The sequence below is a fragment of the Kocuria sp. SM24M-10 genome (assembly GCF_001027955.1).
GTDB lineage: Bacteria > Actinomycetota > Actinomycetes > Actinomycetales > Micrococcaceae > Kocuria > Kocuria oceani.
In genome coordinates, this window is sequence record NZ_LDNX01000078.1 from 1 (window position 1) to 14433 (window position 14433).

The 14433-nt window shown below is 72.3% G+C and carries 13 protein-coding genes and 1 pseudogene; 10 read left to right on the forward strand and 4 right to left on the reverse strand.

The window, feature by feature from the left end:
• Positions 1 to 41: 41 nt before the first annotated feature.
• From purU (ABL57_RS09180) to ABL57_RS09190, 3 genes are all read left to right on the forward strand, one after another.
• Positions 42 to 962 carry a formyltetrahydrofolate deformylase gene (purU, locus tag ABL57_RS09180; protein WP_082157335.1) on the forward strand — a complete coding sequence of 307 codons (921 nt, stop codon included), beginning with the start codon at positions 42 to 44 and terminating at the stop codon, positions 960 to 962.
• Between the two features lie 247 nt (positions 963 to 1209).
• A complete protein-coding gene (locus ABL57_RS09185) occupies positions 1210 to 1833 on the forward strand; it encodes a cyclodeaminase/cyclohydrolase family protein (RefSeq protein WP_047803164.1) in 624 nt (207 codons plus the stop codon).
• A complete protein-coding gene (locus tag ABL57_RS09190; RefSeq protein WP_047803165.1) occupies positions 1830 to 2723 on the forward strand; it encodes a bifunctional 5,10-methylenetetrahydrofolate dehydrogenase/5,10-methenyltetrahydrofolate cyclohydrolase in 894 nt (297 codons plus the stop codon). Before ABL57_RS09185 ends, ABL57_RS09190 begins: the two co-directional genes overlap by 4 nt.
• A 126-nt stretch (positions 2724 to 2849) precedes the next feature.
• Here the strand turns inward: ABL57_RS09190 and ABL57_RS09195 are convergent, their stop codons facing one another.
• Together ABL57_RS09195 and ABL57_RS09200 are read right to left on the reverse strand one after the other, a co-directional pair.
• Complete coding sequence (locus ABL57_RS09195; protein ID WP_047803166.1) at positions 2850 to 3515, reverse strand: GntR family transcriptional regulator; 666 nt, start codon at positions 3513 to 3515, stop codon at positions 2850 to 2852.
• Between the two features lie 180 nt (positions 3516 to 3695).
• On the reverse strand, positions 3696 to 4367 hold the full coding sequence (locus tag ABL57_RS09200) for a GntR family transcriptional regulator (RefSeq protein WP_047803167.1): 672 nt from the start codon (positions 4365 to 4367) through the stop codon (positions 3696 to 3698).
• A gap of 151 nt (positions 4368 to 4518) precedes the next feature.
• On the opposite strand from ABL57_RS09200, the gene glyA reads away from it, so the two are divergent.
• From glyA to purU (ABL57_RS09235), 7 genes are read left to right on the forward strand one after another with little or no spacing between them, the layout of a single operon-like run.
• Positions 4519 to 5889, forward strand: a complete 1371-nt coding sequence (gene glyA / locus ABL57_RS09205; RefSeq protein ID WP_047803168.1) for a serine hydroxymethyltransferase — start codon at positions 4519 to 4521, stop codon at positions 5887 to 5889.
• On the forward strand, positions 5889 to 7106 hold the full coding sequence (locus tag ABL57_RS09210; protein WP_047803169.1) for a sarcosine oxidase subunit beta family protein: 1218 nt from the start codon (positions 5889 to 5891) through the stop codon (positions 7104 to 7106). The genes glyA and ABL57_RS09210 overlap by 1 nt, the downstream gene beginning before the upstream one ends.
• Before the next feature lie 26 nt (positions 7107 to 7132).
• Positions 7133 to 7420 carry a sarcosine oxidase subunit delta gene (locus ABL57_RS09215; protein ID WP_047803170.1) on the forward strand — a complete coding sequence of 96 codons (288 nt, stop codon included), beginning with the start codon at positions 7133 to 7135 and terminating at the stop codon, positions 7418 to 7420.
• Positions 7417 to 10332, forward strand: coding sequence for a sarcosine oxidase subunit alpha family protein (locus tag ABL57_RS09220; RefSeq protein WP_187347292.1), 2916 nt, complete (start codon positions 7417 to 7419; stop codon positions 10330 to 10332). Before ABL57_RS09215 ends, ABL57_RS09220 begins: the two co-directional genes overlap by 4 nt.
• Positions 10325 to 11014 (forward strand): sarcosine oxidase subunit gamma, encoded by a 690-nt coding sequence (locus ABL57_RS09225; RefSeq protein ID WP_047803171.1) that lies wholly within the window; start codon positions 10325 to 10327, stop codon positions 11012 to 11014. The genes ABL57_RS09220 and ABL57_RS09225 overlap by 8 nt, the downstream gene beginning before the upstream one ends.
• The gene (locus tag ABL57_RS09230) at positions 11014 to 12417 is read left to right on the forward strand and encodes an L-serine ammonia-lyase (RefSeq protein WP_047803172.1); all 1404 of its coding nucleotides are present in this window, start codon (positions 11014 to 11016) and stop codon (positions 12415 to 12417) included. Before ABL57_RS09225 ends, ABL57_RS09230 begins: the two co-directional genes overlap by 1 nt.
• 22 nt (positions 12418 to 12439) lie before the next feature.
• On the forward strand, positions 12440 to 13312 hold the full coding sequence (gene purU / locus ABL57_RS09235) for a formyltetrahydrofolate deformylase (protein WP_047803173.1): 873 nt from the start codon (positions 12440 to 12442) through the stop codon (positions 13310 to 13312).
• Positions 13313 to 13542: 230 nt separating this feature from the next.
• Here purU (ABL57_RS09235) and ABL57_RS09240 read toward each other — a convergent pair whose 3' ends face one another.
• Both ABL57_RS09240 and ABL57_RS09245 read right to left on the reverse strand, forming a co-directional pair.
• Positions 13543 to 14223, reverse strand: a complete 681-nt coding sequence (locus ABL57_RS09240) for an MBL fold metallo-hydrolase (protein WP_047803174.1) — start codon at positions 14221 to 14223, stop codon at positions 13543 to 13545.
• Positions 14220 to 14433 (reverse strand): annotated as a pseudogene (locus ABL57_RS09245) (S-(hydroxymethyl)mycothiol dehydrogenase); the annotation flags it as partial. The pseudogene ABL57_RS09245 and the gene ABL57_RS09240, both read right to left, overlap by 4 nt.

Consider the following 14433-nt stretch of genomic DNA (forward strand, 5'->3'; position numbering starts at 1 on the left):
CGGCCTTCCCCAGCAGCCACTCATCCAGGCAGGAGTCCTCCATGACCGTCGTCGACAGCCTTCCCACCTCCGTGCAGCCGAACCCGGCCCCTGCGGCGGCCCCCGAAGGGCAGACGCTCCCCCAGTTCGTGCTGACGATCACGTGTCAGGACCAGGTGGGGATCGTCCACGCCGTCACCGAGTTCCTTCTCGCCCACGGGGCCAACATCAAGGAGCACCAGCAGTTCGACGACCCGGTGCACGGCCTCGTCCACCTGCGCACCGCCTTCACCGGTCCGCACGAGCTGCGCCTGGAGACGCTGGAGACGAACTTCGTGGCCACCGCCGACCGGTTCGGCATGCGCTACCGCCTCCACGACCAGACGCCGCCCCGGCTGCTCGTCATGGTGTCCAAAGGCGGCCACTGCCTCAACGACCTGATCTTCCGCTGGCGGGCCGGTGGCCTCGGAGGGGAGATCGCCCTGGTGGTCTCCAACCACGAGGACCTCCGTCCCATGGCCGAAGCGGCGGGCCTGCCGTACCTCCACATCCCCGTGTCCCCGGCCACCAAGCGGGAGGCGGAGCAGCGGCTGCTGGACCTGGTCGAGGAGCACGACATCGACCTCGTGGTGCTCGCGCGCTACATGCAGATCCTCTCGGACGACCTGTGCACGGCGCTGAAGGGGCGGGCCATCAACATCCACCACTCCTTCCTGCCCGGCTTCAAGGGGGCACGGCCCTACCACCAGGCCTACGAGCGCGGCGTGAAGCTGGTCGGCGCCACCGCCCACTACGTCACGGCCGACCTGGACGAGGGACCGATCATCGAGCAGGAGGTCATCCGGGTGGACCACACCCATGATCCACGGGCCCTGTCCACCGTGGGACAGGACGCCGAGGCGCTGGCCCTGTCCCGGGCGGTCCGCTGGCACTGCGAGCACCGCGTGCTCCTGGAGGGGTCCAGCACCGTCGTCTTCCGCTGAGCCCCGCGGTCCCTGCCGAAAGCCCCGGGCGTTGCCGCGCGGGCCGGTCCGGCACGGTGACCGCCCCACGACCCGGAGACGGCGCGTCGGCGCGGAGGGACCCTTCCGCCCCCAGCACCGCCTCCACCTGGTCTGCGGCCCCGATCCTGCTTCGCCACCGGGTTCGGGGCCGCAGCTCTCCGCCCGCCGGCGGCCTCACCGTCCGCCGGCGACGTCCGCCACCAACGCCCACCCCAGGAGACAGCACATGATCGGTTCGGAGACCCTCAACGACTATCTGGAGCGCCTGGCGTCCTGTGAGCCCACCCCCGGAGGTGGAGCGGCCGGTGCCCTGCACGCGGCCCAGGGCGCCGCCCTGATCGCCATGGTGGCGCGCTACACCACCGGGGCGCGGTACGCCCAGCACGAGGAGGAGTCCCTCCGGATCGCCGCCCGCGCCGACGACATCATCCCCGCGGCGCTGCAGCTGGCGGACGACGACGAGAAGGCCTTCGCGGCCGTGATCGCCGCCTACCGGCTGCCCTCGGCCTCGGACGAGGACCGTGCCGCCCGGAGCCGGGCCATCCAGGAGGCCACGGTCGCGGCGGCCGCCCCGCCGCGCGCGCTGATCGGCCTCGCGACGGAGGTCGTCGACCTGGGACGGCAGCTGGCCGAGTTCAGCAACCCCAACGTGATCAGCGACGTGGCCGCCGCCTCCGAGGCGGCCCGCGCCGCGATCGCCACGGCCCTGATCACGCTGGACATGAACATCAACGCGATCACGGACGAGCGGACCCGGACGGAGTTCCGGGACGAGCTCCACCATGCGCACAACGCCATCCTGGCGGCCCAGGTCGTGACGGACCGCGTGCGGGAGAAGGTGATGGCATGACCGCGCTCCAGCTGCTCGGGAAACCCGTCGCGCAACAGCTGCGGGCCGAGACCGAGACCAACGTCGCCGCCCTGCACCACCGCGGGGTGCTCCCCGGCCTCGCGGTCGTGGTGGCCACCGACAACGAGGCGACCCTGTGGTACGTGCGCTCCATCGCGCGGGCCGCGGACAAGGCGGGGGTGCGCTGCACGGTCGTCGACCTCGGCGCCGGAGCCGGAGCCGACGAGATCGCCTCGGCGCTCACGCTGCTGAGCGCCGACGAGGACGTCCACGGCATCATCCTGCAGACCCCCCTGCCGCCGGGAGTGGCCGCGGACGAGCTGGTGGCCCACATCAGCGCCGCCAAGGACGTCGACGGCGCCAATCCCCTCAGCCTGGGCCGCCTGACCGTGGGCCAGCAGGCCTTCGCCCCCGCTACGGCCCGGGCGGTGGTGGAGATCCTGGAGCACTACGAGATCCCCCTCGCCGGCCGGCACGTGTCGGTGGTGGGCCGCTCGGCGGTCGTCGGCAAGCCGCTGCTGCAGCTCCTGCTCCGGCGCGACGCCACCGTCACCGTCTGCCACTCCCGCTCCCGTCCCCTGGAGCGGTACACGGCGGAGGCGGAGATCGTGGTCGCGGCGGTGGGGCGGCCCGGACTGGTCACCGGTGCGCATCTCCGGCCCGGCGCGGTGGTCGTCGACGTGGGCACCAACGTCCTCGACAACGGTGATCTCGTCGGCGACGTGGAGCCCCTCTCGGCGGCGGAGGTCGCGTCGGCCCTCACGCCGGTGCCCGGGGGCGTGGGCACGGTGACCACCGCCCTCCTCGTCCTGCACACCACCCAGGCGGCGCTGCAGCTCACCGAGGAGCCGGCCTCCGCACGGACGCTGGAGTCCGGCACCCCGTCCTGACCACAGCACGACGCCCTGTCGCGCGGACACGGCGGGCCCGCGCGACGGAGCGGCCTCGAGCGGGGTGCCCCTGCCACGTCCGTCCCGGCCCGGACGATCCAGGGCGGCGCGTGCTCCCCGGGCGGCTCAGAGGACCTGGCGGATCTGCGTCTCGAAGTCCCTGACGTGGGTGAGCATGATGCCGGCGGCCTCCTCGGCGTCGCCCTCCAGCACGGCCGTCAGCAGGGCGCTGTGGACGGTGATGTGCTCCTGCAGCTCAGGGATCCGGTCGGCCACCACGCACCAGATCCGGGTGGCCAGGTTGCTGTAGCGCTCCAGCGTGGCCTGCAGGTGGGAGTTGCCGGCCGCCGCGTAGATCGCACGGTGGATCCGCACGTCCCAGCGCAGCGCCTCGTCCCGGTCCAGCCGCTCGTTCTCCGGGTTCGCCAGCCGGTCCCGCAGCTCCTCCAGCTGGGAGCGGACGCCGCCCCCGCGTCGCTCGGCCGCCAGCTGGGCGGCGAGGGGCTCCAGCACCTCACGGACCTGGGAGATCTCCGAGAGCGCGGTGATGTCCACGGTGGTGGCGAACGTCCCGCGGCGGGAGTAGGTGACCACCAGGTGCTCGGACTCGAGCCGCTTGAGCGCCTCGCGCAGCGGGGTCCGCCCGAGGTGCAGCTCCTGGGAGAGGCGCCCCTCGTTGAGGGGGGCTCCCGGCGGGATGTCCAGGAAGATCAGGCGGTCCTGCAGCTGCAGGAACGCCCGGTCGGCCAGGGAGAGCGGCTCGTCCTGGACGGAGGCGGGGGTGATGGACATGACGTGATGCGCACTTTCCGTTCGTGGCCGGGGAGCTGCCGTGGGCGGACACGCTCTCCCTGGAGGGCCTTGTTCCTACCGTAGCCCCACGCGCCGGGCGGAGCGGACCGCGGGCAGTCCCGTCGACCGGCCCGGCCCGCTCGCGAGCGGGCCGGCGAGGCCGGCTCCTGCCGCACGGGATCACAGGATGCCGCGCATGGTGCGCTCGAAGCTGCTCACGTGCGCTAGGGCGAGCTCGGCCGCCTCCTCGGCGTGCCCCGCGGCGATCGCCTCCAGCAGGTCCACGTGCTCGTGCACGTGCCCGCCGACCGTGGGCACCCGGTCCAGGACGAGGCACCAGATGCGCGTGGCGAGATTGTCCAGCCGCACCAGCGTCTCCTCGAGGTGCGCGTTGCCCGTCGCCCGGTAGATCAGCCGGTGGACCATGAGGTCCGACCGCATGAAGTCCTGGTTCGTCGGCGCGCCGCCGCCGAGGTCCCCGAGGGCGCGGGCCAGGTCCTGCATCTGCTGCCGGGCAGGTGGAGAGGCCGCCAGCGCGGCCTTCCGGGCGGCGAGCGGCTCCAGGTTCCGGCGGAGCTCGGAGACGTCGGACAGTGCCGTGATGTCCACCTGCGTGGCGAAGGTGCCCCGCCGGGGGTAGGAGACCACCAGGTGGTCCGTCTCCAGCCGTTTGAGCGCCTCGCGCAGCGGCGTCCTGCCGATGCCCATCTCGGCGGCCAGGTGGGCGTCCTGGATCATGGCGCCGGGGCGGATCTCGAGCACGGTCAGCCGGTCGCGCAGCAGCCGGTAGGCCTGCTCCGCCATCGACTCGGGCGCTTCCGTGCCGTGCTCGGTGGATGTGGCGACGCTCATGGCTTCACTCCTCGTTCGGGTCCGACACGGAGGCCGCGGGACGCGTGCCGTCATCCGTTGACACCTCTCCAGGCCTAGCATACCTTTGAACCACAGCTGATATATCAAACTCGTATCAGCCGCTGAATGCGACTCGCTTAGGAGCTCAGGGATGCCCGATCTGAACACTCGCCTGGCCGACGCCGACCCGGAGGTGGCGGCGGCCATCGACCAGGAGCTGATCCGTCAGCAGTCCACGCTGGAGATGATCGCCTCGGAGAACTTCGCCCCGGCCGCGGTCATGGAGGCGCAGGGCTCGGTGCTCACCAACAAGTACGCCGAGGGCTACCCGGGCCGGCGCTACTACGGCGGCTGCGAGCACGTGGACATCGTCGAGCAGCTGGCCATCGACCGGATCAAGGCCCTGTTCGGCGCCGAGCACGCCAACGTCCAGCCGCACTCCGGGGCCCAGGCCAACGCCGCGGTGATGCACGCCCTGCTCACGCCCGGGGACACGATCCTGGGACTGGACCTGGCCCACGGCGGACACCTGACCCACGGGATGAAGCTCAACTTCTCCGGCAGGCTCTACAAGGTGGCCGCCTACGGCGTCGCCGCGGACGACCACCTCATCGACATGGCGGAGGTGGAGCGGCTCGCGCTCGAGCACCGGCCCCAGCTCATCGTGGCCGGCTGGTCCGCCTACCCCCGCCACCTGGACTTCGCCGAGTTCCGCCGGATCGCCGACAGTGTCGGGGCCTACCTGATGGTGGACATGGCCCACTTCGCTGGCCTGGTCGCCGCGGGGCTGCACCCCTCCCCCGTGCCGTACGCCGATGTGGTGACCACGACCACCCACAAGACGCTCGGCGGTCCGCGGGGCGGGGTGATCCTGTGCAAGCAGGAGCTGGCGAAGAAGATCAACTCCGCGGTGTTCCCCGGCCAGCAGGGCGGCCCGCTGGAGCACGTGGTCGCGGCCAAGGCGGTGGCCTTCAAGTACGCCGCCGGCGAGGAGTTCCGGGAGCGCCAGGCCCGCACCCTGGAGGGCGCCGAGATCCTCGCCCTCCGGCTGCTCTCCCCCGACGTGATGGCCACCGGGATCAGCCTGGTCAGCGGCGGCACCGACGTGCACCTGGTGCTCGTGGACCTGCGCGACTCCGAGCTCGACGGCCAGCAGGCCGAGGACCGCCTGCACCGCATCGGGATCACGGTCAACCGCAACGCCGTGCCCTTCGACCCGCGCCCGCCGATGGTCTCCTCCGGGCTGCGGATCGGCACCCCGGCCCTGGCCACGCGCGGCTTCGGCGCCGCCGAGTTCACCGAGGTCGCCGACATCATCGCCCAGGCGCTGATCCAGCCGCTCACCGAGGAGCTCACCGAGCGGCTGCGCGGACGCGTCACGGCCCTGGCCGAGGCCTTCCCCCTGTACCCGGACCTGTCCCCGCTCGGCCGGCCCCGGGCGGAGGAGCCGGCCGTCGAGGCCTCCTCCGACGAGCTGTCCGCCGCGGAGCGGGCCTCCTCCATCCTGAACGGAGTGTCGTAATGGCCGATCTGCTTCCGGAGCACCCGGACTTCCTCTGGCACAACCCGGACCCGAAGACCTCCTACGACGCCGTCATCGTCGGCGGTGGCGGGCACGGGCTGGCCACCGCCTACTACCTGGCCAAGAACCACGGGATGACCAACATCGCGGTGCTCGAGCGCGGGTGGCTGGCCGGCGGGAACATGGCCCGCAACACCACGATCATCCGGTCCAACTACCTGTGGGACGAGTCCGCGGCGATGTACGAGCACTCCCTGAAGCTGTGGGAGCAGCTGCCGGAGGAGCTGGAGTACGACTTCCTCTTCTCCCAGCGCGGGGTGATGAACCTGGCCCACACCCTGGGCGACGTGCGCGAGTCCGTGCGCCGCGTCAACGCGAACAAGCTCAACGGCATCGACGCGGAGTGGATCACCCCGGACCAGGTCAAGGAACTGTGCCCGATCATCAACGTCGACGACGACCTGCGCTATCCCGTGATGGGGGCGACCTACCAGCCCCGCGCCGGGATCGCCAAGCACGACCACGTCGCGTGGGCCTTCGCGCGCAAGTGCGACGAGTTCGGCGTGGACATCATCCAGAACTGCGAGGTCACCGGCTTCCTGAAGGACGGTGACCGGGTGGTCGGGGTGGAGACCTCCCGGGGCACCATCCATGCGGGCAAGGTGGGGCTCTGCGGGGCCGGGCACTCCTCGGTGCTGGCGGAGCTGGCCGGGTTCCGGCTGCCCATCCAGTCCCACCCGCTGCAGGCCCTCGTCTCGGAGCTGCACGAGCCGGTCCACCCGACGGTGGTGATGTCCAACCACGTGCACGTCTACGTCTCCCAGGCCCACAAGGGCGAGCTGGTGATGGGCGCCGGGGTGGACGCCTACACCGGCTACGGCCAGCGCGGGGCCTTCCACGTGATCGAGGAGCAGATGGCCGCGGCCGTGGAGCTGTTCCCGATCTTCGCCCGGGCGCACGTGCTGCGCACCTGGGGCGGGATCGTGGACGTCACCCTGGACGCCTCCCCGATCGTGTCCAGGACGCCGGTGGACCAGCTCTACGTCAACTGCGGATGGGGCACGGGCGGGTTCAAGGGCACGCCGGGCGCCGGCTACTCCTTCGCCCACACCATCGCCACGGACGAAGCCCACCCGCTCAACGAGCCGTTCTCCCTGGAGCGGTTCGAGACCGGGATCCTCATCGACGAGCACGGCGCCGCCGCCGTGGCCCACTGACCCGCCCACCAGGAGGCAGGAACACCATGCTGCTGATCGAGTGCCCCTACTGCGGGCCACGCGACGAGACCGAGTACCAGTACGGCGGGGAGGCGCACGTGCCCTACCCCGAGGACCCCTCCCGGCTCTCCGACCAGGAGTGGGCCGAGTACCTCTTCTACCGCAACAACCCCAAGGGCCTGCTCGCCGAGCGATGGGCGCACACCGCCGGGTGCCGCCGCTGGTTCAACGTGGTGCGCAACACCGTGACCTACGAGATCGCGGCCGTCTACCGCATGGGCGAGACCGCCCCGCAGATCGGAGGAGTCCGGTGACCGACCAGACCTACCGCCTGCCGCCGGAGCGCAGCGCCGCGAGCAGCATCGACCGCACGAAGCCGCTGAGCTTCACCTTCGACGGCGAGCAGGTCTCCGGCTACGCCGGGGACACCCTCGCCTCGGCCCTGCTCGCCGCCGGCCGGATCACCTGCGGGGACTCCATGTACCTGGGCCGTCCGCGCGGGATCCTGGCCGCCGGCGTCGAGGAGCCCAACGCGCTCGTGAAGGTCGGCGCCCGGTCGGGCGTGGACGTCGACGAGTCCATGCTCCCGGCCACGTCCGTGGAGCTGAACGACGGGCTCTCCGCCGGCTACCTCCGCGGTCTGGGCCGGCTGGACCCGCGCAAGGACCGGGCCGTGTACGACCGCAAGTACGTCCACACGGACGTGCTGGTCGTCGGGGCCGGGCCCGCCGGGCTGACCGCGGCCCGGGAGGCGGCCCGCTCCGGAGCGCGGGTGATGCTGCTGGACGAGCAGCCCGAGGCCGGCGGCTCCCTGCTGTCCGGGCGGGACGAGGTCGTCGACGGCGTGCCGGCCCGCACCTGGGTGTCCGAGACCGCCGCATCGCTGGCCGACGCCCCGGAGGTCACGGTCCTGCAGCGCACCACGGTGATCGGCAGCTATGACGCCAACTACGTCGTGGCCGTCCAGCGCCGCACCGACCACCTCGGCGGACCTCCCTCCCCGGCGGTCTCCAGGGAGCGGATCTGGCACGTGCGCGCCCGCCAGGTGGTGCTGGCCACCGGGGCCCACGAACGGCCGGTCGTCTTCGAGAACAACGACCGCCCGGGGATCATGCTCGCCGGCGCCGTGCGCACCTATCTCAACCGGTACGGCGTGGCCGCGGGCTCGCGGGTGGTGGTGGCCACCACCAACGACTCCGCCTACGCCGTGGTCGCGGACCTCGTGGCCGCGGGCGTGGACGTCGCCGCCGTGGTCGACTCCCGCGAGGACGTCCACGGGGCCCCGGCCGCGGTCGTGGCCGGTACCGGGGTGCCGCTGTTCAGCGGCAGCGCCGTGGTCGACACCCTCGGCGAGGGCGAGGGCGGGCGCGTCAGCGGCGTCGTCGTCAGCGCCGTCGACGACCGCGGCGGCCTGACGGGATCGCCGCGGACCATCCAGGCCGACCTGCTGGCCGTCTCCGGCGGTTGGACCCCCGTGGTGCACCTGCACAGCCAGCGCCAGGGAAAGCTCACCTGGAACGAGCGGCTCGCCGCCTTCGTCCCCGCCGCTCCCGTGCCGGGCCAGCAGACCGCCGGAGCCCTCAACGGCACCACCGACCTGGCCTGGTGCCTGACCGAGGGCGCGGCGGCCGGCGCCGAGGCGGCCCGCCGGGCCGGTTTCGAGGGCAGCCCCGAGACCCCCCGGGCGGAGAGCGTGGAGTCCGCGCCCGTGCGCCCGCTGTGGCTCGTGCCCGGCCGCACCGGGGAGCCCGCCGAGTGGCGGCACCACTTCGTGGACCTGCAGCGGGACCAGACCGTGGCCGACGTCCTGCGCTCGGTCGGGGCGGGGATGCGATCGGTGGAGCACGTGAAGCGCTACACCTCCATCTCCACGGCCAACGACCAGGGCAAGACCTCGGGGGTCAACGCCATCGGCGTGATCGCCGCGGCCCTGAACACCGAGGACGTCGGCGGGATCGGCACCACCACCTACCGCGCCCCCTACACCCCGGTGGCCTTCGCCGCGCTCGCCGGCCGGCAGCGCGGCGAGCTGTTCGACCCCGCCCGCCGCACCCCGATGCACGAGTGGCACGTGGCGCGCGGGGCGCTGTTCGAGGACGTCGGGCAGTGGAAGCGGCCCTGGTACTACCCGCAGGCCGGGGAGGACATGGACACCGCCGTGCTGCGCGAGTGCGCCGCCGTGCGCGAGAGCGTCGGGTTCATGGACGCCACCACCCTGGGCAAGATCGAGATCCGGGGCAAGGACGCCGGGGAGTTCCTGAACCGGGTCTACACGAACGCGTTCAAGAAGCTCAAGGCCGGCATGGGCCGCTACGGCGTGATGTGCACCGCCGACGGCATGGTGTTCGACGACGGCGTCACGCTGCGCCTGGACGAGGACCGCTACCTGATGACCACGACCACCGGCGGGGCCGCCAAGGTGCTGGAGTGGCTCGAGGAGTGGTCGCAGACCGAGTGGCCCGAGCTCGACGTGGTGTGCACCTCCGTGACGGAGCAGTGGGCGACCGTCGCCGTCGTCGGCCCGCGGTCCCGGGACGTGATCGCGAAGCTGGCTCCGGAGCTGGACGTCTCCCAGGACGCGTTCCCGTTCATGGCCTTCCGCGAGACCACGCTGGCCTCGGGGATCCCGGCGCGGATCTGCCGCATCTCCTTCTCCGGGGAGCTGGCCTTCGAGATCAACGTGGCCGGCTGGTACGGGCTCGCCGTGTGGGAGGCCGTGGCCGCGGCCGGGGAGGAGTTCGGCATCACCCCCTACGGCACGGAGACGATGCACGTGCTGCGCGCGGAGAAGGCCTTCCCGATCGTGGGCCAGGACACCGACGGCACCGTCACCCCGCAGGACCTGGGCATGGACTGGGTGGTGTCCAAGACCAAGGACTTCATCGGCAAGCGCTCCTACGACCGGCCCAGTGCCACCAGCGACGACCGCAAGCAGCTCGTGGCCGTGCTGCCCGTGGACCCGGAACGCCGCCTGCCGGAGGGCGCTCAGCTGATCGTCCACGGCACGCCCGTCACGCCGCAGGAGGGCCCCGTGCCCATGGAGGGCCACGTGACCTCCAGCTACCGCAGCGCCGCCCTGGGGCGCACGTTCGGCCTGGCGCTGGTGAAGAACGGCCGCAACCGCATCGGCGAGACGCTCCAGGCCCCGCTCGACGGGGAACTGGTGGACGTGGTGCTCGCCGAACCCGTGCTCTACGACCCCGAAGGGAAGCGCCGAGATGGCTGATCAGCTCCTGACCGACGACGTCACCGACACCACGGCACTGCGTCGCAGCCCGCTCGCGCACCTCGCGCAGCAGATGCACGAGCGGACGGTGCCGGGCGAGCGGGGCGTGGCCCTGCGCGAGGTCCCCTACCTCACCATGGTGGGCCTGCGGGTGGTCCCCGGCACCGCGGCGGCCGAGTCCGTGACCGCCGCGGCGGGGGTTCCCCTGCCCGGCGGCCACGGGCAGGTCACCGGCTCCCCGGACGGCACCGCCGTGCTGTGGCAGGGCCCCGACGAGTTCCTGCTCGTCGGTCCCGAGGGCGCCGGGCCCGCGGCGATCGGCTCCGCGGGGAGCGACCTCCGTGAGGCCGCCGCCGACGACGCGGGCACCGCCGCCGGGCTGGCCCGGGCCCTGGGCAGCGAGCCGGGACAGGCCGTGGACCTGTCGGCCAACCGCACCACGCTGGAGCTGTCCGGGCCCTCGGCCCGGGCCGTGCTCGAGAAGGGCTGCCCGATCGACCTGCACCCGCGGGCCTTCGGGCCGGGGACGGCCGTGGCCACGACCCTCGGACCGGTGCAGGTGCTGCTGTGGCAGACCGCCGAGCAGGTCTACCGGCTCCTGCCGCGGGCCTCCTTCGCCGACTACACGGCCCGCTGGCTGCTGGACGCCATGACGGAGTACGCGGCTCCCGAGGTTCCCTGATGGCCCTGTCCGTCCTGGACCTGTTCTCCGTCGGCATCGGCCCCTCCTCGTCCCACACGGTGGGGCCGATGCGGGCCGCCCGGCTGTTCACGGAGGGCCTGGCCGGGGACGGTCTGCTCGGCTCGGTCTCCCGGGTCCGGTCCGAGCTGTTCGGCTCGCTCGGGGCCACCGGGCACGGGCACGGCTCGGACAAGGCCGTGATCCTGGGCCTGCAGGGTGAGGACCCGGAGACCGTGGACACCGACACGGCCGACGCCCGGGTGCGGTCGAGCACGGAGCGCGGGCAGCTGTGCCTGGGAGGGACCCACCCGATTCCCTTCGACCGCGCCGAGGACGTCGTGATGCACCGGCGCAAGTCGCTGCCGGCGCATCCCAACGGCATGGTGTTCTTGGCCTACGGGACGGACGGCGAGCTGGTGCGGGAGCGCACCTTCTACTCGGTCGGCGGCGGATTCGTGGTCGACGGTGACGTGTCCGGGGCGGACCGCATCGTCCAGGACACCACCGAGGTGCCCTTTCCCTTCAGCACCGGCCGGCAGCTCCTGGAGCACTGCCGGCGCGAGGGGACCTCGATCGCCGGGATCATGCTCGCCAACGAGCTGTCCTGGCGCAGCGAGGAGCAGCTCCGCTCGAGCCTGCTGCACATCTGGTCCGTGATGCAGGAGTGCGTGGAGAACGGCTGCACGCGCACGGAGGCCCGGCTGCCCGGAGGACTGAAGGTCCGCCGCCGGGCGCCGGCCCTGCGGACCCGGTTGCGGGAGGCCGAGGCGGCCGCCGCCGCCGATCCTGACCGGCCGGCGTCGGATCCGCTGCAGGCCATGGAGTGGATCAACCTCTACGCCCTGGCGGTCAACGAGGAGAACGCCTCCGGCGGACGGATCGTGACCGCCCCGACCAACGGGGCGGCGGGCATCATTCCCGCCGTGCTGCACTACTACGCCCGGTTCATCGCCGGGGCGGACGAGGACGGCGTGGTGGAGTTCCTGCTGACGGCGGCGGCCGTCGGCATCCTCATCAAGGAGAACGCCTCCATCTCCGGCGCGGAGATGGGCTGCCAGGGCGAGGTGGGATCGGCCTGCTCCATGGCCGCCGCAGGCCTGTGCGCGGTCCTCGGCGGCACCCCGGAGCAGGTGGAGAACGCCGCCGAGGTCGGCATGGAGCACAACCTCGGGCTGACCTGCGACCCGGTGGGCGGGCTCGTGCAGATCCCGTGCATCGAGCGCAACGCGATCGCCTCCGTCAAGGCCATCAATGCCGCGCGCCTCGCCCTCCAGGGCGACGGCGAGCACACGGTCTCGCTCGACCAGGTCATCAAGACCATGCGCGAGACCGGCAAGGACATGAAGATCAAGTACAAGGAGACCTCCCGTGGTGGACTGGCCGTCAACGTCGTCGAATGCTGAACCGCACCTGCAGCCGGAGACGGTGCTCACCGCACCCTCCACGACCGAGCTGGTGCTGACCCTCGACTGCCCCGAGAAGCCGGGGATCGTGCACGCCGTCAGCGGCGTGCTGCTGGAGCACGGCTGCAACATCGTGGAACTGACCCAGTTCGACGACCGCCGGCTCGGCCACTTCTTCATGCGCGTCCACGTGGCCCCGGCCACGGGCGAGGCGCTCGACGCGGAGAGCCTGCGGCAGGACCTGACACCGGTGGCCGAGCGGTTCGGCATGCGCTGGGAGCTCAACGAGCACCAGGCGAAACGGCGGGTGCTGGTGATGGTCTCCAAGTTCGGCCACTGCCTCAACGACCTGCTCTTCCGGGCCCGCACGGGCGAGCTGCCCGTGGACATCGTCGCGGTGGTCTCCAACCACCGGGACCACCAGCGCCTGGTGGAGTGGCACGGCATCCCGTTCTTCCACGTGCCCGTCACCCGGGACACCAAGCCCGCGGCGGAGGCGCGCCTGCTGGAGCTGGTGGACCGCTTCGAGGTGGATCTCGTGGTCCTGGCCCGCTACATGCAGGTGCTCAGCGACTCGCTGGCCACCCGGATGGAAGGACGGGTGATCAACATCCACCACTCGTTCCTGCCGTCCTTCAAGGGCGCCAAGCCCTACCACCAGGCCTACGACCGCGGGGTGAAGACCGTGGGTGCCACGGCGCACTACGTCAACGCCGAGCTGGACGAGGGCCCGATCATCGCCCAGCAGGTGGTGACCGTGGACCACACCTTCGGCCCCGAGGACCTCGTGGCCGCCGGCCGCGACACCGAGTGCAAGGCCCTCTCCGACGCCGTCCGGTGGCACTGCGAGGGGCGGGTCATCCTGCACGGGAACCGCACCGTCGTCCTGCGCTGACCGGCGGCCGTCCGCGCCTCGAGAGCCTCCGTGGTGGGTGTCCGCACCCACCACGGAGGCTCTTTCGCCTGCCTGGGGCCCGTACGGCTGCCCTGCGCCCCGTACGGCTGGCGGCGGCAGGACCAGCGGGTCCCGCCGTTCGGGCCGGGCCCCGAACGACAGGTCCCCCCGGAGGCGGGTGCCTCCGGGGGGATCGGTTCTGCAGGGTGCCGGCAGACGGCTCTCCCGGCTCAGTGGCCGCGGTCGATCCACTCCTGCAGGTGCGGGGCCTCGGCTCCGATCGTGGTGGGGTCCCCGTGCCCGGTGAGCACCTCGGTCTCCGGCGGGAGGGTCAGCAGCCGTTCGCGGATCGACCCGATGATCGTGCCGAAGTCGCTGTAGGAGCGGCCGGTGGCCCCGGGCCCGCCCTGGAACAGGGTGTCCCCGGAGAACACGACGCCGTGCTCGCCCAGCTCCGGTGCGTGGAAGCACACCGAGCCCGGGGAGTGGCCGGGGGTGTGCACGGCCGTGAGCCGCACCCCGTCCAGCGCGAAGGTGTCCCCGTCGTCGATGGCTCGGTCGAAGAGGGCGGACGGATAGACCTGCTCCCACAGCATCGTGTCGGCCGGATGCAGGTACACCGGCGCCCGCACCTCGTCGGCGACCTCGCGCACGGCGCGGATGTGGTCGTCGTGGCCGTGCGTGAGCAGGACGGCCACCACCGTGCGTCCGGCCACCGCCCGGACCACGGCCGAGGGGTCGTGGGCGGGATCGATCACCAGGCACCGCTCGTCGTCGCCGACGAGCCACACGTTGTTCTCGACCTCCCACGTGCCCCCGTCCAGGGAGAACGTCCCGGAGGTCACCAGATGCTCGACCTTCACCCGGCCGGAGGCGTCGGCGCGCTGCGGCGCGGCCTGCTGCTCGGTCATCGGGCCGCTCCTGCCGGTGCGGCGGCGGCGTCCACGGCGTCGCTCTCCTCGGCGCCGGTCCCGCCCCGGGGGATCTCCACGACGGAGCGCAGGACGGTGCCGGCCTTCATCTTCGCGAAGGCCTCCTCGACGTCGCCCAGACCGATCCGCTCGCTCACGAACCCGTCGAGGTCCAGCCGGCCCAGCCGGTACTGGTCCACCAGCATCGGG

What these genes read in the sequence shown, in the direction of transcription:
- purU (WP_082157335.1), top strand. Translation starts at nt 42, where the DNA reads ATGACCGTCGTCGACAGCCTTCCCACCTCCGTGCAGCCGAACCCGGCC.
- ABL57_RS09185 (WP_047803164.1), top strand. Translation starts at nt 1,210, where the DNA reads ATGATCGGTTCGGAGACCCTCAACGACTATCTGGAGCGCCTGGCGTCC.
- ABL57_RS09190 (WP_047803165.1), top strand. Translation starts at nt 1,830, where the DNA reads ATGACCGCGCTCCAGCTGCTCGGGAAACCCGTCGCGCAACAGCTGCGG.
- ABL57_RS09195 (WP_047803166.1), bottom strand. Translation starts at nt 3,515, where the DNA reads ATGTCCATCACCCCCGCCTCCGTCCAGGACGAGCCGCTCTCCCTGGCC.
- ABL57_RS09200 (WP_047803167.1), bottom strand. Translation starts at nt 4,367, where the DNA reads ATGAGCGTCGCCACATCCACCGAGCACGGCACGGAAGCGCCCGAGTCG.
- glyA (WP_047803168.1), top strand. Translation starts at nt 4,519, where the DNA reads ATGCCCGATCTGAACACTCGCCTGGCCGACGCCGACCCGGAGGTGGCG.
- ABL57_RS09210 (WP_047803169.1), top strand. Translation starts at nt 5,889, where the DNA reads ATGGCCGATCTGCTTCCGGAGCACCCGGACTTCCTCTGGCACAACCCG.
- ABL57_RS09215 (WP_047803170.1), top strand. Translation starts at nt 7,133, where the DNA reads ATGCTGCTGATCGAGTGCCCCTACTGCGGGCCACGCGACGAGACCGAG.
- ABL57_RS09225 (WP_047803171.1), top strand. Translation starts at nt 10,325, where the DNA reads ATGGCTGATCAGCTCCTGACCGACGACGTCACCGACACCACGGCACTG.
- ABL57_RS09230 (WP_047803172.1), top strand. Translation starts at nt 11,014, where the DNA reads ATGGCCCTGTCCGTCCTGGACCTGTTCTCCGTCGGCATCGGCCCCTCC.
- ABL57_RS09240 (WP_047803174.1), bottom strand. Translation starts at nt 14,223, where the DNA reads ATGACCGAGCAGCAGGCCGCGCCGCAGCGCGCCGACGCCTCCGGCCGG.